The following is a 22842-nucleotide window of genomic DNA, read 5'->3' on the forward strand; positions in this document are numbered from 1 at the left end:
TCAGAAGTGAACGTCATGGGCCGCCGAATGACTGGTCATAAAACAACGGGAGCAAACGGAACAGGAACGGCAACCTTTTATAAGCAATCTCCTGGTTCGTGTATCCTTTTTCCACTTCTCTAAGGATCAAACACTCCCGTTCCGTTAAGAGATCGTGGTCAGTCTGCTGCGCTTGTTTCTGGCTTTTCTTGCTGCTGTGAAATTAATTTCTTTAAATAGGACAGCTGAATGACAACTTCTCCTTGCAATGTCCGGTGTATGTATTCAATAATTTTGTCTTTCGTCTCTGTTTTACTAATTGCACCGTGTAATCCAGCCCGAATAGCCTCTTCAAAATAATCATCTACTTCATACCCTGTATAAATGATAATTTTCACTTGATGGTTGGTTTCTAAAATTTGTTTCGCTATGTCCATTCCATTGATATCCCCGAGATTTAAATCCATTAAAATCACATCATAGATGGAAAAGTCATGCGTCTTTAAAAAGGCGGCTTCTGCATCAGGACTTAAACAATCGACTGATAGCTGCTGGTCTGATTCTAATATGCTTTTTGTCCCTTCCATGACAGCCGGATGATCATCAATGACCAATATCTTCTTCATGTCTTCCTCCCTTTAAATCACTCACTTCCATTTTATATAAAAGACTTGGCTGATGCCAAGTCTTAATCCTTAATAAATGGTTACAATTCCATTTCAATTTTCACCTTGAGCCCTTTTTCCGGTGCTGTGTGAATTTGAAGCTTTCCATTTAACGCTTTCACTCGTTCTCTAATTCCCGAAAGCCCCATGCTCATTGTGTGCTGATCAAGATGACTGGCATCAAAACCGACTCCATCATCCTCATAGTGAAGAACAACCTGATCTTTAATACAAATTAGCATCACTAACACTTGAGTGGCCTTAGAGTGCTTCAGGGCATTAGATAACAGCTCCTGAACAATACGGTAAATATTCAGCTGTGAATCAATATCAATGTCCAATTCTTTATCAAAGCGTGTCGTATTCAGCCTAATATGAAACGGTGCTTCCTCCTGAATTTGAGAAGTCAGCTTCGATATCGCCTTTACTAAACCTAAATCATACAGCAGCTGAGGCCGAAGCTCATGACATGTTTCTCTCGTCGTTTGAATCACTTTAGACATTTGATCGTTCCATGAGACAAGCGAATTTTCAATGGAGGTTGGGCATTGGTTGTTTTGGAAATTCGTTAAAAACATCTCTGACTGCCTTTTTAACGATATCAAGTCCTGCAGCACGGAATCATGAAGATCCCTCGCTAAATCTGAGCGCTGCTTTTCTTCCATGGCAAACATGATTTTCTTCAGCCACGCAGGATTGGCCTCGCGCTGTTTCAAATCGTCAAGATGCTCCATCAATTCTTCGATCTTGACGACATTTTCTAAACTGACACTGGTGTAAAATGCCAATGTTTTCAACCAAGAAATTTCATCACGAGATAATTTTGGTGTCCGTAAATTAGATAAACAGCAAATCACAAAAGAGTGACCGCCCCGCTCACCAATTTTCATCATAAATCCTTTATCAAGCGCAATGATTTTACCAACTTCACCTAATAATTCTTGAAATTGGTCTACATACCTTTTCCATAGCTTACTGTCCTCTGTCGATTCATCAATCTCTTCAACCTGTCCATCTGCCTTCACTTGCAGCACAAAAGCTTTATTAACAACAAGCACTTCTAAAATGGTGTATTTCAAATGGTATAACACTTGGTGAAGTGATGACGCTTCACGAATGAGCTGCGTGAATTTAAACACACTGTCCTGATAATTATGCTTCTCTGAAAAACGCTTCAGACGAAAACGGAAATCGATGATTTCTTTAAAATAGAAGACAGTGAGCATAAGAATATACGTGATAATCGTAAATTTCATTGTATAAAAGTTAGCACTTGGCTTCTGAATGAAATCAAAAATAACGACTACCACTATAGTAGGTGTGATGGCTAAAAGACTATAATATTTGATTCTCCCCAAGAAGAAATCAACATTATATAATTTATTTGTCATAAATTGATAGACTAAAAAAAACGGAATCAATAGAGCGAACGATGCAAGGATATAAGGTGAAATAAAATATTTATGAAACAAATAAGGAATAATAAAAAATAGCATAAATGGACTGAATGATGAGATCAAAATAAGTGCAAAGGCACTAAGGACATTTCCGATTTCAGTCCCTTTCAACTTTTTAGCAGCCTTTAAAGTGATAATAATCGTAATAAATGCAAGTGCAAAGAATGAAAGTAAGTTAAAAGCAGCTAAAACCATATCTTTAAACAGAATTTCTAATACAATATTTATAAAAGGGACGGCATACAAACAAAGAAGTACACGCCAACTAATAATTTCCGTTCCTAATTCTTTTATATATTGATACATAAAGTGCATATACAACGGCGGTACACAAGTCATCGTAGAAATGACGATAAAACCGCTAATATATTCCCCTTTACCAGAGCCGCCAGAACTTACATAGGCTACAGCAACAGCTAGCAAAAAGAGAGCAAGAATGTATGCAGACTCTTTTTTCCTAGATTTATTGATTTTTAAAATCATAAATATACAGAATAAACAAATCGAATAAAAAATGATAGGTATTAAATAAATAAACAGATTTTCTTGACTTAATAAGCTTACATTCTCTATTTCAATTTCATCACCATGTCTATCAACAACTAAGCTCTTGACATTCGCTAAATAACCTCGTCTTACTTCTTTGGTTGGTTCTTTATTACCGTTCACTTCAAGGATGATATCGCCTTTTCTCACACCAGCATAATAGCTGTCTGTAAAATCTACAACATCCTCTATTTCAAGTTGTCCGTCACTATTCACCGAAACGACTGCTCCTACAAAAATATTAAACACATTGATGTAGGAAATATAAATCACATAAATGAAGCTAAGGATCAGTAAAATAAAAGTTAATTTCGAGTAAAATTTTTGCATAGACCCTCTATACTCACCCAGCATCTCTCCATTTTTTTGATCTAATGGTGTCTTCTTTTTGAAAACCTTCAACAATAATGCTTGCAGTCACTTGATCAACGTGAAGTAACGATGCATTTCCATTTGCAACTTGCTTTAATGCCAAGGGATTCTCCACTAGATAACTAACTAGTTTCTGAATGTTCATCTTCTCCATCTCCAATTAAAAAGAGTATTAGCTTTTCCTTTTTAGAAGCCTCTAAATGTAGTATTTTGAATGCTTCTTTAAACTTATTTCTGAGAAGTTTTCTCATAATAAATACATATTGTTGAACACCAGATTCTTTTAATTTATCCTTTAATTCTTCAGAGCCGATGCTCTTATCCTCTGATTGATAATAACTGAGCAAGTCTGAACTGGATGGATTAAATTCATTTTTTAAATATACTAGCGGTAATGTTTGCATTCTTTTAAAATCAATATTCTTTTTATTAAAAAGAGCCACATAGTCATTTTCAAGCTGCTCTGCCATGCCTAGATAATAAGCATATTCTTCTACATTTTTTTCAAATGAACCTGTTGCCAAGATAACCCCTAACATACAGGGTAACACAAACAGTGATCCTGCCTTTAACTTCATGATATTTAAACAATCCTGCTCATTCTCCGGCTCCAGTGTCATATCCAAATACTGTCCTTGCATTGACTGAAAGGAATAGGAGTATACACTGTTTAAAAGCTCCGGTGCATGATCAAGCTTTGAAAAGACTTCAAAGCTCAATACAAAAAGAACATTCGCCGCATTAATCGCAATTCCGCTCTGACATTTCATCCAAGGATACGAATCATTGTCCTGATCTTCAATATCATCTAATATATCGGCTGATAAGATGAGAAGTTCAATCCCTGCTGCCAGTTTTGTAATCGCTTGCTTGTCTTGACCGCCAAATGCCTCATAATGCTGGTAAGCTAATTGTCCAAAAGGGAATTCATTCTTTATATCAGTAAATTTCAGAAGCAGCTTTTGTAAATCATTCTGCCTGACTGCATGTTGAATAAAATCAGACATATTCTGCTTGATTTTTGTATTCTCTAGATAGTTTAGCATACTCGATCTTGTACCTCACCCTTTCGCCTTTTATTTTACTAAAAAGACATGAGCAAATGTCCACTGACATCGCTATTTAACAATTATATAATAATATATCCTTTTTTTGTATGTATTTGGATAAAAAAAAGACTTGATGATTATCAAGTCTTTAAGAAATTTTCACATATTCATATTTGTCGTATTGATCAATGCTTTTGTTAATGTTATGAAGAGAAGCCGTTGTTTCTCTGATTTCGTTTTCAAGTTTCCATAATAATTGTTTAAGTTCTTCGATTTCATACTTTTCCATCGATTCCACTCTCCTTTTTTGGAAGATCAATGTATTTGTGTATGGTGATTGGGTCATAAGTATTTGATCTGTTACTAACAGTGTAAATGTAATTGAGTATTTTTTCACCGAAAAGTATGCACAAAACGTGTGCGCGATACCGCAAAATTCAATAGGTCTTTTTTCATCATTTTCTGACTTTTCAAATCATACTTTTATCTCAATTTCAAAGGAATTGCGTCATTTTTGCGACAGGAATAGGCATCATTCGTCACACTTCTCTCCTAACAGAACGTACGATCCCCTCTATATCTTCGGTTTTGCGTGTCATAGGTCAGACGACAGACGCTATTGTGGACACCGCAATTTTTTGGCGACATTCACCGAAATTGACCGCAAAAGTACCTATTTTTATGCTGGAATTACAAAGATAGAAAGATCATTTTGATTCTTTATTCTGATTTTCTACATACATTTAGAACAGATATCCGTCCAATTTCACGCCAATGAGAGAAGAGGTGACCATGTGTTTTACTATGTACCTTATCCTACTTTGCAGGTTCCCGCAATGAGCAGCGCATACCCGACGCGCACGCCAATGACTTTTCCTCCAGTTGATGCCCACTCATTTCAACGAGCCGCAAAGGAATCAGCCCGTCTCGTTGCTGATGCTTCACTCATCACGCAGCAAATTTCCAGCTCCCTTCCGTTTGCACAGCGCATCATGGAGGCTGCTGAGCGCTCTGATTCGACAAGTGTCATCCGAATGCTGAAGCAAATCGGGGTGAAAAGCGGCATAGATATCCGCTTTAGTCCAGAAGGCATTCGAATCTACTTGTCTCTTGCCTCCAGCAGACTTTTCCTTCTTTTACAGTGGGCATGACAAAGAAAAAGCCGCTCTCACGCGAGCGGCTTTTCTTAAGATTCAAATATTTTATGGCACCATTCAATGGCTTCTATATAACAGCCATAGGCTTCCTGTTTCGGGAGATTTCCATCGAACATTTCATCATCCCATTCATTTCGTTCAATACGTTTGGCCACACCTAGCACAAAAGAATAATCATTTTCATAGCCAAGTAGTGCCTCGCCAACTTCATCAGAAAGCGGCAGCTCCTTCACAAGTTCTGTAATATCTGCCCTGACAAGTGTATCAATGAGAGAAAACATGCCTGTCAGCATATAAGAGGCAGGGTGCTCCCGTTCAGTCCGATAGGCAATCAGTTCACACGTTTTGGCACGAATGAATGACATTTTGATAATTTCTTTTTGGCTTGAGTTAGCTTGGACATTCAGTTCTTTAAACGAAAGGATAAAGATCCAGCGCCGAATTTCATTAAACCCAAGCAGGATAATCGCCTGCCGGATACTCTTAATTTGATATAGACGTCTCATGCCGCCTGAATTCAGCATTTTTAATAATTGATATGATAGCGAAAGGTCACTTTCAATAAAATGGGTCACGGTCTGGATATTCGGCTGGTCCTTGCTTAACTCATTTAAAAGCTGATGGTACGCATGGAAGCTGGTCGATAATGCTCGTCCTGATATCACATGCGGCTCACTAAAGAAATACCCTTGAAACAGGTGAAAACCCGCTTCTAGCGCTTCTTCATATTCTCTTCTCGTTTCTACTTTTTCTGCTAGAAATCGAAGGCGATACTTTTTATACGTATTCAGAATAGCTCTTCGTTCTTGCGTTGTCGTTTTCAGAAAGTCAATTTTTAAAATATCAATGCAATAGAGGAGTTCCTCAAGCAGCTTGTCACTATAATGTGTTCCGTTTAGGAAGAAATCATCGAGTGCAATCGTATATCCCCATTTTTTTAACTGCTTACATCTCATAATAAGTGCCGGGGTAATCGGTACATTTTCTAATATCTCGATCACAAGCTGATGCGGATCAAAATAGGTGAGCAGATCAGATGAAAGCAAGCTTTCGGTGAAATTAATGTAGCATCGTTTTCCTTCTGTCAGTGTTTCGATGCCGATATTTAGAAAACTGTTGATAATGAGGTCCGTTGTCGCTTGATCACCGTCTTCAGCGCTATATGTATTGGTTTCACTATCTCTATAAAGCAGCTCATATGATACGACTTGTTCTTTTCTGTTAAAAATAGGCTGTCTCGCAACAAACACCCTCAACTGCTCCAATCCTCCTTTATGCCATGACAAACAAGATGTGCTTTCAGTATACCAAATGATTGCGCTTTTAGTTCATTTTCAATCGGTCAAAATAAAAAAAAGAGACCATCTGGCTTGATGATCTCCCTTTCTTCTAATCATTCGCTTTCATAAAGCTCTTTTTTGATTTTATTTTTCACATCATGGATAAACTGCATTTTATTATCCCAGCATTTTTGACTCAAATCGACTGGATATTCTTCTGGTTTGCTGATTCGTTTGTATTCCTCCCAGAAGAGTCCAAGACTGTCCTGCACGTAGGCTTGAATCGTTTGAATATCTGGATTGTCATACACAAGTTTACCTTGTTCAAAAATCGGTACGTGAAGATCTTTCGCCACAAAGTTTGTCACGAATTTACTAATAAATGTATGCACGGGATGGAACATTTTTAGTTTATCCTCACTATGAACATCTTCCTCTTCAAGTGCAATGTAGTCACCTTCAGAATGATGGTTCAATTGATTGATAATGCGGTACACCCGTTTACGGCCTGGTGTTGTCACTTTCTCTGGGTTAGATGAAATTTTGATGGTATCATTCATTTTGCCGTTTTCTTCAATGGACACCAGCTTATACACTGCACCGAGGGCTGGCTGATCGAATGCTGTGATCAGTTTTGTCCCAACACCCCACACATCAATTTTGGCGCCCTGTGCTTTTAAATTCATAATGGTGTGTTCATCAAGATCGCTTGATGCAATGACTTTTGCATCATGGAATCCTGCTTCATCCAGCATTGTTCTAGCTTTTTTAGACAAGTATGCAAGGTCCCCGCTATCAAGTCTGACACCAATGAAGTTGATTTTGTCTCCAAATTCTTTCGCTACCTTAATCGCATTCGGAATACCTGATCTGACAGTATCATACGTATCGACTAAAAAGACACAGTCTGTATGTGTTTCAGCATATTTTTTAAATGCTGTATATTCATCGCGGTATGCTTGTACAAGTGCGTGAGCATGTGTTCCTGATACAGGGATGTTAAAGCGTTTCCCAGCACGAACATTACTTGTTGCCTGGAAGCCGCCGATGAGTGCCGCTCTTGCTCCCCACATCGCCGCATCCATTTCATGTGCCCGTCTTGTTCCGAATTCTAATGCTGTCTCATCTTCAATGATTCCTTTAATCCGAGCTGCTTTTGTTGCAATCAGCGTCTGGAAATTCACGATATTGAGCAATGCCGTTTCGATTAACTGAGCTTCAACAAGCGTTGCCTCGATGCGCATAATCGGTTCATTCGCAAAGACAATTTCCCCTTCTCGCATTGAATGAAGTGTACCTGTAAAGGACAATCCGCTTAAATAGTCAATGAAATCGCTTTTATAACCAAGTTCATCTTTTAAATACGCGAGATCGCTTTCAGTGAAGGAAAAGTCCGATAAATATTCAATCGCTTTTTCTAAGCCAGCAAATACAGCGAAGCCATTGTCAAATGGAAGCTTTCTAAAGAAGAGTTCAAAGACTGCCTTCTTCTCATGTATGCCGTCTCTCCAATACGTTTCTGCCATGTTAATTTGATAAAGATCTGTATGTAGTGATAAACTGTCGTCATTAAACCGATGCTCCAACTTCCATTCTCCTTCCCTTACTTAACCACTTTCGCACCAAGCGACTGCTCAAAGTGAGAAAGTGCCCACTCGTGCCCCGCTTCATTAAAACTCGCCACAGCATTTTGGTGAATCACAAGTTCAAAGCCTTTATTGTACGCATCAACAGCTGTATGAAGTACACAAATATCGGTACATACGCCGGCTAAGTGAAGTTCCGTGATGCCGCGCTCGCGCAGTTTCATTTCTAATTGAGTGCCTGCAAAAGCAGAGTATCTTGTTTTTTCCATATAGTAGACATGTTTTAAATGTTTTGACGTGTGAAATAGTGAACTTAGTTGTCCATAAAGTTCAATACCCTCTGTTCCGCGAATATTATGGGGCGGAAATAACTTTGTCTCTGGATGATAAGGGTCCTCTTCTTCATGATGATCGACAGCAAAGACGACAAAGTGGCCTTCATCAATAAATGAAGAAGTGATCTCTGTGATCTTAGACTCAATCGCCTGTCCAGGCTTTCCGCATGTCAGTTTTCCATCGTCTGCAACAAAATCAACTGTATAATCAATACAAATCAACGCTTTGCCCATCCGCATCTCTCCCATATGCTCTTTTGAATCATTATATCTTATTCATTTCACTAGGGAAACCTATTCAACAGATTCATGAGAAAAAGCTTTTTGAAACAGTTCATCCTCTATATAGATGTGCTCCTGATTCACCGCAATTGGCATCTCTATGACAAGGCCAAAAGGAGAGTGCGCTTCGTGATGATTCACCACTTTAAAGGAACATCCAGCGGCATTTGCCATTTTCACATATTGAGAATAAGAAGCATAGGACAGTTCACCATTTAAAAGAAGGGAGGCCTGTCGATTGGCCTTCAATACTTGCTCCACCTCATGATACGGTTTATTTCTTGATACCTGTCCCTTTGTCAGGGCGAGAAGCGCTCGTTCCCTTAATGAACCAAGAAACATCCTTCGTTCATCGGGTTTTGTTTCAGCATGTCCAAATATCCCCTGCTGCAAATAAAAGTCTACGGATTCTTCTTTCATCGCTGTTTTCACTCCTGGTTTCTAAATTTACATTTCTGTGACCCAGTGCACAATCTTGAGTGCGAGGTCACGGGCTTCGTCTGTTTCTACTCTTTCCATTAAAGATTGTTCAAGCGTATGGATGAGCTGCTCTTTTTCGTCCTCATACGCAATGGAAATACTCCATTCAATGTCAGGTACGGCTACAAGCGTTTTATATTCTTTTTTATTTTCATGTAAATATACATTGTAGGTCTTTGGTTGTCCGCTTGTGATGTGTGCTTTTCTAATTTTCATTTGACTCTGTTCACACCTCTTTTTTTTCTTACATCCATATCCATTGTACCATAAAAAAAGACAGCTTCTGAAAAGGAATTCCCTTTCAAAGCTGGCTACGCATTAAAGCTTTTTTGCTGGCTGATCAGGTCTATATCCCACACAAAAGTGACATTTGGACTGTTAAAAAATAGGACAAGATCTCCTGCATTATAAGTCCCTGAACCACCGGCAGAGTGATCGACACTTTTTGGCGAAATGGCAAAAACATCACCGAAATGTGCTGCCCCATTTCCGTACACACGATCAATATGAATAGGCCCAACAATCGCTGGCATCTTTCCACCACCTTTTCTTTCCTCATCATATGCCCAGCCTAAAAATACGTGTATGAAAAATAAAAAAGACAGCTGATCTGTAATCATCAGCTGTCTTTCTATGCGTTAAATGATTGAGGCTGGCCAAACAATGTGAAGTCCCAAAGCATTGTGGCATTCGGATCACTTGTAAGTGACATATAATCACCTGAATTAAAGGCTCCCGCTCCGCCAGTAGAGTGGTCTACAGCCAAAGGGGCAATGGCCAGGACATCACCGAAAGTAGCTGCACCGTTTCCTCCTAATGACTCGATATGAATAGGTCCAACGATTGCAGGCATCAGAATCTCCCCCTATCTGCTTATCTCAATCATCTTATGCAAAAAGGGAAAAGGTGTGCATCTGCCCTAGACGTTTAAATGCTGTTCTTTACGAGATCGCTGACGCAGCTGCACCAATCTGACAATATTCAAGGTGATGGCTTTGAGCAGTGCATAAACAGGAACCGCAAAGATCATACCAAGGATCCCGCCAAAGCTTCCTGCCCCAATTAATAAAAGGATAATGGTCAAAGGATGTGTGTTGAGGCGTTTCCCAATAATCAATGGAGAAATAACATTTCCATCAATTTGCTGAACGACAAGAATGACAATGACTGTCACCACCGCTTTTCCAGGCGAATCAAGAAACGCAATAAGCACAGCTGGTGCCGCGCCAAGATATGGCCCAAGGTAAGGAATCACATTTGTGACCGCAATGATAATACCGAGAATGAGCGCATATTTCACACCAATTAATAAGTACCCGATAAAACAAGCCACTCCAACAAATAAACAGACAACAATCTGCCCTTGTATGTAAGCCGCAAGCGTATCGTTTAATTCTTTAAAGATTTTCAATCCTTCTTTACGGTAAGGCATTGGCAAAAATTGAACAAGCTTGTCCGGAAACTTATGTCCGTCTTTCAACATATAAAACAAAATGAACGGAACTGTGATCACAGCTAAAGCAATATTAGCAATCACGCCAAACACAGCAGACATACTTGAAGCAATATTTTCTGGCAAATCTTTTAATGTCGAAACAATTGTCTGTTCAAACTTCGAGACGGAGACATAATCTTGATTCATCATCCAAGTAAATGTTTTAGAATGCGAAAAGTCATTCATAAATTTCTGCATATCCGTCACATAACCAGGGAAGCTTTTGACAAGTCCACCGACCTGCGTGACAATAATCGGTCCCGCAGCATTCACAATGAACGTGATGAGTCCGATGAACAAAAGATAAATGATCAGGATAGCCAGTGTCCTAGGAATTTTCTTGGACAAAAATCGAACAATTGGATTAAAGATGAAAAAGAGAATTCCAGCCAGCAAGATGGGAACAAACAAGGTTGAAGCAAATAAAATAATCGGCTGAAATAAAAACGAAACCTTTGTTGATACATAAACAATGAGTAAAACAAGTAATATTTGGAATGTCCAGAAATGAACTTTAGATTTTAACAAAGATGCTCCTCCTGTTACGTATTGATCTTATTAAAAAACTACTATTCAACCCACCTTCTGTCAACTGCTTCTTGTTTTAGAACCTTATTTTTTGTAAAAAAAAGAACAATTGGTATATCATGCACTTTTTCCAGATATACATTCTGTAAGCATGAAAAAAGCAGACACCTTTGCGTCTGCTTGTTACACTCTTTCACTGTGATCAGGCATCACCGATACAATTTGCTGGATCCGCACATAAAAAACTGATTTTGTCCCCGCCTCAATGACAATATGATCCGGCATGACTTCTTTCAATTTTCCACGCACCGTATCTTTCACTGTTTGAACAATTAATCTCATACCGATTACTTTCTGCAATGTTTGATAAACATATGGATCAACTAATGAAACAAGCTGTGGACTTCCTTGTTGTGCCATCCTACCTGCCCCTTTACTTGTGTATTTACCCACAGCGTATGCAATGACCCATGTGAATGTCACTCAGGGCAAACCCACAACATAAATACCATATTTTAACATTTTATGTTATTTTACATCTTTTGGAAGTATAATAGATTGGTGCTGCCAACAACTTAAATCATTTGAAGAGGTGAATGATCTTGAAAAAACTCATCTGTCTCGCTGCTGTCATGCTCTTTTTTTCCTTTGCAAGTTATGCGTATGCAGGATCAATTGGAGATGAACCTGGGACACCGGGGAAGTGGTTTAAAGGAGAAGCGCCAGTTCAAAAAGACGAGTCAAAACCGCCACTTGTTTTTGTTCACGGCATTAACAGCTCCTCCTCCACATGGTTCGACCGAAACGACATGGCAAAGCAAGCTGTTCTGAACGGATACGAAAGCGCATTCATAGATTTGTATCCAGATCAGGATACGAAAAAGAATGGCAAACTATTAGCAGAAAAGCTAAAAGAAATCTATGATGTGTTCGGTCGAAAACTCATTGTGATTGGTCATAGTAAAGGCGGGGTGGATACACAGTCCGCACTCGTGTATCACAATGCCCATCCATATGTAGAGAAGGTCATCACACTTGGCTCCCCTCATTACGGGACGCCGCTTGCAGATTTAGCGTATAGCAAGGGCGGAAGCTGGCTCGCGGAAATTCTTGGACAAAAAAGCGATGCGCTCTATTCTTTGCAAACGGGGCTCATGGCGGCTTTTCGAAGTGAAACCGACAAGCTGGAGAAGTTTCCTCAAAAATACATCACTTATTCGGGATCGGAATGGGGCACATTTGGCGGGGTGCTGTACTTAGGCGGCATGTATTTAAAGAGCTTTGGTGCAAACGATGGCGCCGTCACGGTAAGCAGCACAAGACTATCATATGCAAACAATATTTTAACAGGGAAATGGGATCACAACTCCATTAAAAACGGCACAAGCATGTTCCCTGTGTTCCAGCATCAGCTGCTGGCAAATGCCGCAAGCACTGGAAGTGAAAATATAGAGAGCCCGAACTCTACTGAGCTGAATACAGATATTTATGTGAAAGGCGGAGAAAGTGAAAAGGATAAAACAGAAGCGTTCTATGTAGAGGAAGGAACGAATGGCTTATCGATTCAGTGGTTAAATGAAAGGCAGGAGGCGCGGCCGGAAATCATCGCCCCAAATGGAGACGTCTTAACAAATCTGAAGACATCGGAAGCATCTTTCCCATATGAAGGCGCATTTTCGCACCATGTGCAAATCAATAAACCCGTTCCTGGAAAATGGACAATTCGATCAAATTCAGAAAAAATGACTCCTTATTTGCTGCTCGTATCCTTTGATTCACCACTAAATGAAGAAATCAAAGCAGAAGCAGCGAAATCAGGGGATGATGCATCAACCCATTCAAGCGGTCTGATTAAACGATTAAGCAAGAAAGTAGAAACCTTTTACTTTAAGGATGCCCAAAAAGATCATCCTCTCAAAACAACTGCTTCATCAGCTGTTCAATTGAAAAAAGAAGGTGCTTATTCTGTCACGGTTCATTACACTGGACTCACTGCATCAGGTACATCAGCATTTAACCGTACCGTTATTCGCACATTGTATGTCGATCAGCATGGAAATATTCATGGTGACATTCCATACTAAACAGAGCGTTTCATGGGCTGAAGTGCCTGTTGCACTTTCTGATCCAATTCCGTGATTTTTTTCATTGCAAGTGATTCGTCTATTTGTCTGTAATGGTGATGCCCGCCAGGCTCTTCATCCATTTCATCTGCTTTCTTAACGATTTGCTGGAGTGTGTCCTTATGAAGGTCGCCCTCTGGCAAATATGAATCCGTATGAAGCAGAATTGCAAGCGCAATATCTTTGGCTGCCTTTGGTTCCTCACCGAGGCGTATGAGCAGTTTGTGAGCACGCTCCGCGCCTTTAATGGCATGAATATCATTCCGTCTATATGTCTCGTAATCCCATTCTCCGCCAGCTGTATACCATTCATAGTGGCCGATGTCATGCAAGAGGGCTGCTTTCACAGCGAGATCTGGATTAATCCCAGCCTGCACCGCCAGTTTGAATGCGTGATAAGCACAAGCAATCGCATGGGCTTTACCTGAACGATTTAAATATTTTTGAGCGACTGGATGGGTGTAAACATCCATTAATGTAACCTTTCTCATGGAAACCCCTCCTTATCTATATTTTTAGCATCCTAACATATTCTGAAAAGAAACTCAAATGTTCTGTTATATTTTCTATGAGTCTCAAAAATAGCTTATGTCAAATGAGCTGTTTTTGCTTGTACAATACGAAAAAAGCAGTCGTTATGACTGCTTTTTTTCTTATTTTCAGCGTGATATGAAAACCCTTGAAGTCTAGGAAGGCCGAGTACTGGCGCGGAGCGAATTTGACATTCGTGAGCACCAGCACGCAGGCCTGACACCGAATGCGAGGGTTTGTCTTTACGCTGCAGCAGTCGTTATGACTGTTTTTTCACATACTCACGTGCATCGTAGACACATCCGCCAGCTGGATCATCTCCTAAAAGATCGAGCAAAATACCTGCGACTTCATCTGGACTCTTCAGTGTGCCTGTTTCATATAATTGCTGAAAACGGTCTATTTGTTCAAAGTCTTGTTTTGATGACTTCCGAATTTCCCCCTGCATATCTGTATCGATCGTGCCAGGTGAAAAGGAAAACGTGTTGATCGGATGCGCCTCGTCCTGCTGTTCCTCATGAAAAGTCCTCATAAACATATCGAGTCCTGCCTTTGAACTGCAATACGCACTCCAGCCTTTGTATGGGTTTTTCGCCGCTCCAGAAGAGAGATGAACGATCATTTTCTTCCCGTTAAAAGATTGAGTCTGCTTGGCAAACACATGGCTCAGCAAAACAGGAATGACAAGATTCAATTTGTAATGCTGATGAAGCGTATCCTGTCCGCCTTGTCCAACGCGTTTGATAGGTGTAACCATTCCTGCGTTATTGACGAATAAGATGTCATCAGAATCTGCCAGAGTTTGCGGCATGAGACTATGTTGAAGCCATTTGGCCGCTGCTTCTTCATCCGTCAGATCGACCTGAGTATGTGTGAGCTTTGGATGGGATATCGGCGATGCACTTCTTGCTGCTGTGTACACAAGATCCCCGCGTGAAAGCAACCTGTTCACAAGTGCTAGGCCAAAACCTTTTGATCCGCCTGTAACGATTGAAATTCGAATGACAATCTCCTCCCTTGTTATCACTATTTTACGTAGTGAAACGGTATGACATCAAGCAATCTGCATAAAGAAAAGCCCGCCTCTTTTAAAAGAGACAGACTATTTCTTTTCAGCCTTCGCATTCACCTTTGGAATCAGGATAATCATCACGACGAGACCAAGGGCTATCAAGAAACCAAAGATAATCGGAAGCAGTGCCGATGTCTGCTTCTCATGTTCATCCTCAGAAGGTGCTGATACAGCCGAATCACTAAAAGAAATATTCATCTCTTTCATCATGTGAGCTGGTGTTTTGGGCGGGTTCTCTTTTAGATCACTGAAAAGCTGCGGAGAAAGAGATCCACCCGGGGCTTTAGGCGGTTCAGCAAAATGAATGTCTGTTTTGACCTTTGACGTTGTTTTACTTTGTTCATATTTCGTTTGATCCCTCAATATACTCGAGTTAATATTGAGCTCTTTTTCCTGATATTCATTCGGCTTGACATTCGTATCCGTATCTTCACCAGCAGCAAAAGCGGCAGGGATGAGGAGAAAAAGGGAAACGGCAGCGAGTGCCGCCCCTTTCACGAATAGATTAAGCTTCATGAGTCACATCACGTTCCTCTGTTTTATCTTTCCATAGCTTTTTCACAAGCGGTACGACCATGAAAAGGACAGTTAAAATCACTAACCCTGTGACGCCCATCCCAAAGGTGTCACCATTTCCATATTGGATCGACAGGTACACGTCTGTCACTGGATTGGTAAAGTGGAAATTCGGCATCACCAAATCAATTAATGGTGCGACAAAGAAGAAAATAAGCGCCGTTGCTGCCATCCATCCGGCAATGGAACCGAAAAGGAAGGCCGTGCGAATAAAGGCAGAGCACGCCACTAATAACAAAATGGTGAAGATCGACCATTGAATGGCTTGATCATCTGCAAGCTTGTAAATGTTCAGTCCAAACAAGCTGATCATGAGTCCGACTAATAGATTTAAGATGCCAAACAGTGCACCTTTGACCAGCATCGGAGCTGACGCATAATACGAGCTGAAAAAGCCAATTAACAAACTGCTGATCATTACAATGACCAAAATGACGACCGGCGGTACAGTCTGCGTTTTTTCTTCCGGCACATCGCCGCTGATTTTCAGCGGATTGGCTAAATGGTTATACACATAGTTGCTGTTGCCTTGATCACTTAATGTATTTCCTAAAATACCTTTTAAATCTTGCTGAACAAGTTTTGTAGAGTCGACATTCTTGCTCCAGTTTTCATTCAGCGTATCTGCTTTTTCTTGAACCGTTGTCACACTCTCTTCAATGTTATTCGTATAATCCGCCACCCCTTTTTGGCGGTCGGTTAACGAACTCATATTTTCAGAAAGACGAAGCACTTCCTGACCGATTGAATCCTGTGCACTGACAACAATTGAACTGCCTGCAAGGTCTGCTGTATATACCGCATCTCCTTGATCAGCCATTTGCTCAGCTACATTGTCCGCACTTTCAGAAATTGTCTGTAATTCCTGTTCCATGCTTGCCTGCTGAGTCGTGATGTACTCCGCATAACCATCTGAGAACTTCTGCATCTCATCAATAAAAGTAGACACATCATCGTTTGATGTCAGCATCTGGTTTTTGAGCTTATCCCAGTTTTCTGTTTCTTCTTTTTTGATGGAGAGGATGGATTGGATTTCTTCTCCTTTAGTGTCATATAGAGAAGAGTTATTTGTTGGTTCGTATAAATCACTAAGCATCATTTCTAATTGGGAGAGTTGATTGGAATACTCCATTAATTTCTTAGTGTTTCTTGTATTTGTTTCAAACTCTTGATCAAATATCTTAATGTTAAAGGTATTTGCAATAGGTGAGTTTTCTTGTTTCAACTCTTTTACTTTGCTTAAAATAGAGGATTCCTGATTTTTGATTTCATTTGGAATCACATTATATCGATCTTGTAACTTTAGAAACTTCTTTTCAAGTTTATCTATTTTGTCAGAAAGGTCTTTAAGCTCTTCATTTATCTGACTCACTTTATCTTTCAATTCGTCATTATGAGCGGCCGCTTTTTCTTGAATTTTCTTTTTCACTTCATCTAGACGAGTAGCGAGAGCTTTTAGATCATCCTTCGATGAATTCGTGCTGCCGGTATCTGGCTGAGCAGGATCATCACCGGTTTTGCCATCATTGCCATCTACAACAGGCGGAGTCTCCGGATCTGCTAATTGATCCGCGAGTTCGTTCATTTCTGTTGAAATTTGCGAGAGCTCATTTGTTTCTTCATCTAGGTTAATCCCAATCTCTTCGGGTTTTTCATTATCTTGATTTGATGGCCCATCATCATTATCGTCTTCTGGCGGCTTAGGTGCGTTTATTAACTCTTGCCTTTTTGTATCTAACTTATTCTGCAAGACGATAATCTTATTTTTATAATAGTCCAAGTACCGCTTTTCATAGGTTTTAATTAGTTCTTCCTGAGAGTCCTGCACAAGTTTAGCTAATCCCTTTGATTGATCAGGAATAACGTCTTCTCTCGACCTTTGAACAGATTGGATGGCGCTGTCAGTTGTTTTCAGCTGGCTTTGTACCCCGTTGATGTCTGTTTTGAGTCCACCCATTTGATCACTAAAGCTGCGGGCATTTTGGTTTTGAATGTCAGCGAGCTGTTTGAGCCCTTGCTGGATTTGCTTTTGGCTTGTTGATTGCGCTTTGATCAAGAGATCCTTTTGTTTGTCTTGATACTGCTGGTATTGATCGACTACTTTCACAAAGTCCTTTAACTGGTTCTTTGCTTCTTCTGTTGTACTCAAGCCGTCTTTATATTGTTTCTGTGAATCGGCCATTGCATTCTTTAATTCTTCTATTTGTTTCTTCTGCTGCTGTACGGCATCTGATAGTTTGTTCGAGTTCGGTTTATAGAAGTTGTACATCGTGTTTTGGAATTCGACTTCTTTGCCGACAATATGCTCAAACTCTTCTCTCACATTGCCAATTTCCTGTGATACAAAACTCCAGTATAACGTCGACATCTGTTCATTCATTTTCTTTTGTGCATTTTCCAGCTCTCTTTGCACTTTCTCTTTATTGACTGCATTGAGCTGATCTTGAATCGAAAATTGAATGGACGCCTTTTCCGGATGGTCTTTATCATAGCTCAGCACATTTTTAGAGAAGTCAGACGGAATATAGAGGACAGCGTCATACTTTCTGTTTTTCAGTCCATTTTCCGCCGCACTGCGATTCACTACAGTCCATGTATAATCAGGACGTTCTGACAATGCTGCCACAACATCCTGTCCGAAACGAGCCGTGTTTTCACTTTCACTCGCCCCCATATCCTCATTGACCACCGCAATATTTCGTGTGGCATTTTTCTTCTGCTTTGCCGGATCATCTCCAATCAGGTGGAAAAACAAAACCGGCAGCACAAGAATTAATATCATGGTGGATATGATTTTGATGGAGCTTTTTTGCTGCTCTGTCATTGAACACTCTTCCTTTCTACCGCACATAAAGGAACCTGGATTTTCTTCTCTTTCCCGTTTTCAACCAAATAGCCGAAGCCTGGCTGAATGTCTGGTTCTTGTCTTGCATACGGAAGCGGTATGATGTTTTGCTCTGATTTTTTCATGAGTAACATGGCATGACGAACTTGTTTGATTTCGTTTGTGAGTGCATCATAACCCTTACTGAACTCGGTATGATTTCCTGATGCAATCAGGCTGAAGCCTAAGTGTGCATATGACTTCATGAAATCAGCCAATTGATCTTGAAGACGCGGATCGATCGTCTGCTGAAAACGCGTAATGCCATCAATCACAAGCACAATTTGAGGAAATGACAGCTGATCAGTCTCCCCTTGGCGTACAGCTTCGACATACATCTCTTCCCGCACCTTGAATAAGCGGTCCATTTCTTCTGCCCATTCGGTGATATCATCCTTTGTTTCAAGGTAATCAATGTTCTCTTCTTTTGCATAATTGGATAGACCTCGATCAATTGAATCAAAAACAGCCAGCTTTTCAGGCTTTGCCATTAAAAGCTGATCAAGCATCAGTTTTGTCACATTTGTTTTCCCACGCTGCGTTTGACCGATGATGAGGCAATGTTTATTCTTTTTCAAGTCAAAATAAACAGGTGCCACAGATTCCTCATCTAATCCGACTGGAATGTCATAAGGCGGTTTTTGTTCATCTAAACGACTCTCAAGCTCCCAAACTGTCAGCTTATCAGGAAGCATTGGCACAGGCTTTGGTTTTTCGGCTGCTTCAAAGCGGTCATGAAGAAGCTGTATCTCTTGTTTCAGATGCTCAAACAATTCGAGATCGTTCTCTCCTTCAACTGGCAGAAACATTTGCGCAAAATAAAGCTCTTCTTTGTTGATAATCACTCGTCCTGGGATCGGCTCTAAACTGAATTTCGGTCTGCCAATAATCGAGTACGCCTCTCCTTGATCCATTAAGTAATGGACAATCTTAGTTTTCAGATTGTTCATCAGCGATTGACGCACTGCATTTACCCGGGTCGCCGTAATCAAGAAGTATATACCTAGTGATTGTCCGTCACGGCTCAGTTGAATAAATTCAGATTCGAGATCATGCATTTCGTCTTTGACAATGTCAAAGTTATCAATCACGATAAAAATGAACGGAAGCTTTTTCTCATTTAAGGCATTGTACATTTTGATATGACTCATTTCTTGCTGTCTGAATAACCGCTTGCGATATTCAACCTCTTCCCGCAGACGCTTCATTGATTTTTGAATCTTTCTCATCTGATCCATTAAGAAATAATCCGCCGTATGCGGCAGTTTGGCTAACGGAAGCAATGTTCCGTTTCCGAAATCATAAATATATGCGTGCCATTCTTCAGGTGAATACCTCTCCGCAAAGCTCATCAATAGTGTTGTAGCAGCAAGTGATTTGCCGTAGCCGGAGGAACCAAAGATGCCAATGTTCCCATCTTCCATCATTTGATAAGAAAGTGGATGCTGGCTTTGCTGATCTGGTTCATCGACAAGCGCAAAATGGAAGACATGCTCTTCACTCGACGCATAACGTGTTTTTGGAATCCGCTCTTCAAGCGGCGGAAGCCATGGACTTGGCAGCTTCTCAATTCCAAGCTCTTGCTGCATACGTTCAATTTCATCCACAACAGCAGAAATCTCCGTCACTGTCTCTTTTTTCACTGCCGGCTCTGTGCTTACTCCTGATAACGGAATAAGACCAGTATCAGTCACAATGGCAATGTCATCTTCTGAGCCGTAGCCATCTTCCATATATGGTGCACCGCTCCAAGCCGATTGGAACAATTCATAAATTTCATTGTTGCCCACTTGTAAATAACCTCGGCCTGTGACGGTAATGGACGCTGCATCACTATTTTTCAAAATTTCCTTACTGTCTGACGCATCTTGCACTTTGAGTGCGACCTTAAAACGGGAGTTACTCCAAATCTGGTCATCAATGACCCCGCCTGGCTTTTGGGTAGCTAAGATAAGATGGACCCCGAGGCTTCGGCCGATACGTGCAGCACTGACAAGCTCCCTAATAAAGTCTGGCTCTTCACTTTTTAATTCAGCAAACTCATCAGAGATTAAGAACAGGTGAGGCATTGCCTGCTCAGCCTTTTTCTCCTTATAGAGCTTCGTATAATCATTGATGTGATTCACATGATACTGATCAAACAGCCGCTGTCTTTTCTTCAATTCACTTTTAATTGAGGCCAGCGCTCTTTCACTAAAGTTCTTGCTGCCTTCAATATTGGTGATCGTTCCAAGTAAATGAGGAATATTTCGGAACGGCTGCGCCATTCCGCCTCCTTTGTAGTCAATCAACAGGAAAGCAACTTCGTGCGGATGAAAATGTACAGCGAGCGATAAAATATACGTCTGTAAAAATTCACTTTTCCCTGATCCCGTAGTTCCCGCCAATAGTCCGTGTGGGCCGTGTGCTTTTTCATGCAAGTTCAGATCGACAATGTCGTTTTTCCCTTTATAACCGATTGGCACTGATAATGATTTGGCCGTTTCTGAAGTCAGCCATTTTTCACGAATGCCAATATCATCTACCTGTTTGGCATGGAAAAGATCAAGGAATGAGACCGTCTCAGGAATCGAATTGGTCATACCGACTTGATGATCTAATGTTCTCAGGGTTCTGGCAAACAGTTCATTGTCCCCGCGCTGATGTGTATCAAGCTGAAACGGAATTCGTACTGCCTTCTTGTGCTGAATGAGAATATCTCCTTCTTCTTCGTTAATATAACGGACAAGCGTCGAAATATTTTCAGCTAAACTTTCCTTTGTTTCTGCTGCAAAGATGATGGAAATACCAAGATCTGTCCGGCTGCCTTCTAAGTATTCTAAAATCACATGCTCGGCAATGAGCTCATGATTTGTCACGATGAACACAAAATGAGGCGTAAAGATTTTCTTCTCTTTTTCTTCTTCTAAATCACGCTCACGTAAAATTTCATAGATTGAGGACAACAGCTGATCACGTGTTTGTTCGTTGTAAATAAACCCTTTGCCATATGTATGAGGCAGCTGGAAGTGCGGAAGCCATTTCATCCATTCCCAATTCTCATACTCCTGCTCATGAAAGATAAAGACAAATCTCAAATCGTGATAGCTGTGCGAGAAAGCAAGCTGTCCGACAAGCTGATGAAGCTCATTTTTCACAATCGCAGGCTTCCCAATTAATCCTGTTGGACCATCCGCAAGGCCGAATGTAATCGGGACATTCTTCACTTCACGATATACTTTTTGCATGTGCTGCGTTTGTTCCATTAAGTCATCAATATCCCGGTTGGCCATATCGCCGCCGCTCATCGATAATTCATAGCTTGATGGGACTGCGCCCGTTCCAAGACGCAGATGCAAGAAGTCGTCACTCACAAGCGTCTTTTCCCAAATGCGGCCGCTGATTTCTGATGTTAAATACTTCATTTGTTCAAATGACGGATAATGATACGTCAAAATATATTGCTGGCGGTCATACAGCTCCTGCAGCTCTTTCCGCTTATTTTCTAAATAAAGAGAATAGACTCGCTGCCGCTTCTCTTCTCGTCTTTTGCGCTGTGATTTTTCTTTAAAGTATTGAACGGACGATGTAATTAACGTCATGATAAACATCGCCATCGACACGACAATAAAGATTCCGCGCGGCTGGATAAGGGCGACAATCCCCATCACAAGGAGCATGACAAGCGGCGGAAGGACAACAAGCCAAAGCCCTCTGCTGTTATTTTCACTCTCCTGCGAAGGAAAGCTAAAGGATACTCGGTCATCTGGTAAATCATAAATCAAACGCGGTGTACGTCTGTATGAAGGGTATTTTTGTTTTGTTTCTGTGCTTGGAGGTCTTGTTTTTTCCAAACGCGTTTGAAAAGGTTCGTAAGCTGTCACCTGTAATAAATCATCATCTATAAATGTCACCGTCAGAAAGTTCCAGAACAGCTCATCTCCGGCATAAACCTTCTCTGGACCGTGGATTTTCTTTCCGTTCACGTAAATCGTCTCGTCCTGAGGCATGACATACCATGTTCCTTCGATTTTCTCTAAAGTGAACTGGCTGGCATCTTGAAACATGGAATGAGCTTGTTCTTTCCACACATCAATCTCATCTTTCTCTTCACGTGAAAAAGACAGCTCAACTCTATTTCCTAGGTAATAAATATGCTGATCATGATGTGCATCCATTAAAATAAATGTGAGTGAACCAAGCTGATATGGTTCATGTGGAAGTAATTTGCCTTTCTTCTCATTCCCCTGATAAATAGTAAAACCATCATTCGGTTCATCAGGAGATAAACGAATTGTCCCTTCATCAAATGAAAGTGAAGGGATTGTCACCGTATGCTCTATTTCAGGTCCAATCAGAGCTTCTCGATTGAACTGCTCATCTAAACGGACGGTTTGATAATCCTCCTCATAAAAAACCCAAAGAAGACTCAAACGCTCCACCTCCTCATCGGACAGCACCAACTG

At 40.6% G+C, this 22842-nt stretch carries 20 protein-coding genes and 2 pseudogenes; 3 read left to right on the forward strand and 19 right to left on the reverse strand.

The features are described from left to right. Positions 1 to 84 (forward strand): annotated as a pseudogene (locus tag AOQ70_RS19725) (phage tail tube protein); the annotation flags it as partial. On the opposite strand, the pseudogene AOQ70_RS09345 reads toward AOQ70_RS19725, so the two are convergent. The 5 genes and pseudogenes from AOQ70_RS09345 to degQ all read right to left on the reverse strand — a co-directional run. Continuing rightward, positions 83 to 605: pseudogene (locus AOQ70_RS09345) on the reverse strand (response regulator); the annotation flags it as partial. The pseudogenes AOQ70_RS19725 and AOQ70_RS09345 sit on opposite strands and share 2 nt — an antisense overlap. An 80-nt stretch (positions 606 to 685) precedes the next feature. Next, positions 686 to 2977, reverse strand: coding sequence for an ATP-binding protein (locus tag AOQ70_RS09350; RefSeq protein ID WP_059375911.1), 2292 nt, complete (start codon positions 2975 to 2977; stop codon positions 686 to 688). 13 nt (positions 2978 to 2990) lie between these two features. After that, positions 2991 to 3122, reverse strand: a complete 132-nt coding sequence (locus AOQ70_RS09355; protein ID WP_231730858.1) for a competence pheromone ComX — start codon at positions 3120 to 3122, stop codon at positions 2991 to 2993. Positions 3123 to 3141: 19 nt separating this feature from the next. Beyond that, the gene (locus tag AOQ70_RS09360) at positions 3142 to 4065 is read right to left on the reverse strand and encodes a polyprenyl synthetase family protein (protein WP_059375914.1); all 924 of its coding nucleotides are present in this window, start codon (positions 4063 to 4065) and stop codon (positions 3142 to 3144) included. A gap of 151 nt (positions 4066 to 4216) precedes the next feature. Next, positions 4217 to 4357 carry a degradation enzyme regulation protein DegQ gene (gene degQ / locus AOQ70_RS09365; protein ID WP_003213123.1) on the reverse strand — a complete coding sequence of 47 codons (141 nt, stop codon included), beginning with the start codon at positions 4355 to 4357 and terminating at the stop codon, positions 4217 to 4219. Positions 4358 to 4862: 505 nt separating this feature from the next. On the opposite strand from degQ, the gene AOQ70_RS09370 reads away from it, so the two are divergent. Then, positions 4863 to 5219, forward strand: a complete 357-nt coding sequence (locus AOQ70_RS09370) for a hypothetical protein (protein ID WP_059375917.1) — start codon at positions 4863 to 4865, stop codon at positions 5217 to 5219. A gap of 35 nt (positions 5220 to 5254) precedes the next feature. Here AOQ70_RS09370 and AOQ70_RS09375 read toward each other — a convergent pair whose 3' ends face one another. The 9 genes from AOQ70_RS09375 to AOQ70_RS09415 form a co-directional block, all read right to left on the reverse strand. After that, positions 5255 to 6481 (reverse strand): EAL and HDOD domain-containing protein, encoded by a 1227-nt coding sequence (locus tag AOQ70_RS09375; RefSeq protein ID WP_059375920.1) that lies wholly within the window; start codon positions 6479 to 6481, stop codon positions 5255 to 5257. Between the two features lie 137 nt (positions 6482 to 6618). Continuing rightward, positions 6619 to 8091, reverse strand: coding sequence for a nicotinate phosphoribosyltransferase (locus AOQ70_RS09380; protein WP_024423327.1), 1473 nt, complete (start codon positions 8089 to 8091; stop codon positions 6619 to 6621). A gap of 17 nt (positions 8092 to 8108) precedes the next feature. Beyond that, the gene (locus AOQ70_RS09385; RefSeq protein ID WP_024425949.1) at positions 8109 to 8660 is read right to left on the reverse strand and encodes a cysteine hydrolase family protein; all 552 of its coding nucleotides are present in this window, start codon (positions 8658 to 8660) and stop codon (positions 8109 to 8111) included. A 60-nt stretch (positions 8661 to 8720) separates the two neighbouring features. Further along, entirely contained in the window at positions 8721 to 9128 is a 408-nt protein-coding gene (locus AOQ70_RS09390; protein ID WP_059375923.1) for a YueI family protein, read from the reverse strand. A gap of 27 nt (positions 9129 to 9155) precedes the next feature. Next, positions 9156 to 9404, reverse strand: a complete 249-nt coding sequence (locus tag AOQ70_RS09395) for a YueH family protein (protein ID WP_024423330.1) — start codon at positions 9402 to 9404, stop codon at positions 9156 to 9158. A 95-nt stretch (positions 9405 to 9499) separates the two neighbouring features. Continuing rightward, positions 9500 to 9721 (reverse strand): spore germination protein, encoded by a 222-nt coding sequence (locus AOQ70_RS09400; protein WP_059375975.1) that lies wholly within the window; start codon positions 9719 to 9721, stop codon positions 9500 to 9502. A 98-nt stretch (positions 9722 to 9819) separates the two neighbouring features. Next, positions 9820 to 10041, reverse strand: a complete 222-nt coding sequence (locus tag AOQ70_RS09405; RefSeq protein WP_003213446.1) for a spore germination protein — start codon at positions 10039 to 10041, stop codon at positions 9820 to 9822. A gap of 66 nt (positions 10042 to 10107) precedes the next feature. Beyond that, the gene (locus AOQ70_RS09410; protein ID WP_041088455.1) at positions 10108 to 11211 is read right to left on the reverse strand and encodes an AI-2E family transporter; all 1104 of its coding nucleotides are present in this window, start codon (positions 11209 to 11211) and stop codon (positions 10108 to 10110) included. Between the two features lie 183 nt (positions 11212 to 11394). After that, a complete protein-coding gene (locus AOQ70_RS09415; protein ID WP_034282580.1) occupies positions 11395 to 11631 on the reverse strand; it encodes a YuzF family protein in 237 nt (78 codons plus the stop codon). A gap of 176 nt (positions 11632 to 11807) precedes the next feature. Between AOQ70_RS09415 and AOQ70_RS09420 the strand changes: the two genes are divergently transcribed. Next, positions 11808 to 13295, forward strand: coding sequence for an esterase/lipase family protein (locus AOQ70_RS09420; RefSeq protein ID WP_231730859.1), 1488 nt, complete (start codon positions 11808 to 11810; stop codon positions 13293 to 13295). Here AOQ70_RS09420 and AOQ70_RS09425 read toward each other — a convergent pair. The 5 genes from AOQ70_RS09425 to essC form a co-directional block, all read right to left on the reverse strand. Beyond that, positions 13292 to 13825: an HD domain-containing protein gene (locus AOQ70_RS09425; protein ID WP_024423336.1), complete on the reverse strand. Its 534-nt coding sequence runs from the start codon at positions 13823 to 13825 to the stop codon at positions 13292 to 13294. The genes AOQ70_RS09420 and AOQ70_RS09425 overlap by 4 nt on opposite strands. A gap of 299 nt (positions 13826 to 14124) precedes the next feature. Beyond that, positions 14125 to 14868 carry a (S)-benzoin forming benzil reductase gene (locus tag AOQ70_RS09430; protein ID WP_059375978.1) on the reverse strand — a complete coding sequence of 248 codons (744 nt, stop codon included), beginning with the start codon at positions 14866 to 14868 and terminating at the stop codon, positions 14125 to 14127. 99 nt (positions 14869 to 14967) lie between these two features. Next, positions 14968 to 15453, reverse strand: coding sequence for a type VII secretion protein EssA (gene essA, locus AOQ70_RS09435; protein ID WP_039181152.1), 486 nt, complete (start codon positions 15451 to 15453; stop codon positions 14968 to 14970). Further along, positions 15443 to 18337, reverse strand: a complete 2895-nt coding sequence (gene esaA / locus AOQ70_RS09440; protein ID WP_059375929.1) for a type VII secretion protein EsaA — start codon at positions 18335 to 18337, stop codon at positions 15443 to 15445. Before esaA ends, essA begins: the two co-directional genes overlap by 11 nt. Next, complete coding sequence (gene essC, locus AOQ70_RS09445; protein ID WP_059375932.1) at positions 18334 to 22809, reverse strand: type VII secretion protein EssC; 4476 nt, start codon at positions 22807 to 22809, stop codon at positions 18334 to 18336. The genes esaA and essC overlap by 4 nt, the downstream gene beginning before the upstream one ends. Positions 22810 to 22842 lie beyond the last annotated feature (33 nt).

Origin of the sequence: Bacillus sp. AM 13(2015), assembly GCF_001518755.1 — a bacterium.
GTDB lineage: Bacteria > Bacillota > Bacilli > Bacillales > Bacillaceae > Bacillus > Bacillus safensis.

Bases quoted from the DNA above. Each gene is read 5' to 3' on its own strand.
- essA (WP_039181152.1), bottom strand. From the start codon at position 15,453: ATGAAGCTTAATCTATTCGTGAAAGGGGCGGCACTCGCTGCCGTTTCC.
- AOQ70_RS09425 (WP_024423336.1), bottom strand. From the start codon at position 13,825: ATGAGAAAGGTTACATTAATGGATGTTTACACCCATCCAGTCGCTCAA.
- AOQ70_RS09390 (WP_059375923.1), bottom strand. From the start codon at position 9,128: ATGAAAGAAGAATCCGTAGACTTTTATTTGCAGCAGGGGATATTTGGA.
- AOQ70_RS09420 (WP_231730859.1), top strand. From the start codon at position 11,808: ATGATCTTGAAAAAACTCATCTGTCTCGCTGCTGTCATGCTCTTTTTT.
- AOQ70_RS09415 (WP_034282580.1), bottom strand. From the start codon at position 11,631: ATGGCACAACAAGGAAGTCCACAGCTTGTTTCATTAGTTGATCCATAT.
- AOQ70_RS09385 (WP_024425949.1), bottom strand. From the start codon at position 8,660: ATGGGCAAAGCGTTGATTTGTATTGATTATACAGTTGATTTTGTTGCA.
- AOQ70_RS09395 (WP_024423330.1), bottom strand. From the start codon at position 9,404: ATGAAAATTAGAAAAGCACACATCACAAGCGGACAACCAAAGACCTAC.
- esaA (WP_059375929.1), bottom strand. From the start codon at position 18,337: ATGACAGAGCAGCAAAAAAGCTCCATCAAAATCATATCCACCATGATA.
- AOQ70_RS09360 (WP_059375914.1), bottom strand. From the start codon at position 4,065: ATGCTAAACTATCTAGAGAATACAAAAATCAAGCAGAATATGTCTGAT.
- AOQ70_RS09350 (WP_059375911.1), bottom strand. From the start codon at position 2,977: ATGCAAAAATTTTACTCGAAATTAACTTTTATTTTACTGATCCTTAGC.
- AOQ70_RS09400 (WP_059375975.1), bottom strand. From the start codon at position 9,721: ATGCCAGCGATTGTTGGGCCTATTCATATTGATCGTGTGTACGGAAAT.
- AOQ70_RS09405 (WP_003213446.1), bottom strand. From the start codon at position 10,041: ATGCCTGCAATCGTTGGACCTATTCATATCGAGTCATTAGGAGGAAAC.
- degQ (WP_003213123.1), bottom strand. From the start codon at position 4,357: ATGGAAAAGTATGAAATCGAAGAACTTAAACAATTATTATGGAAACTT.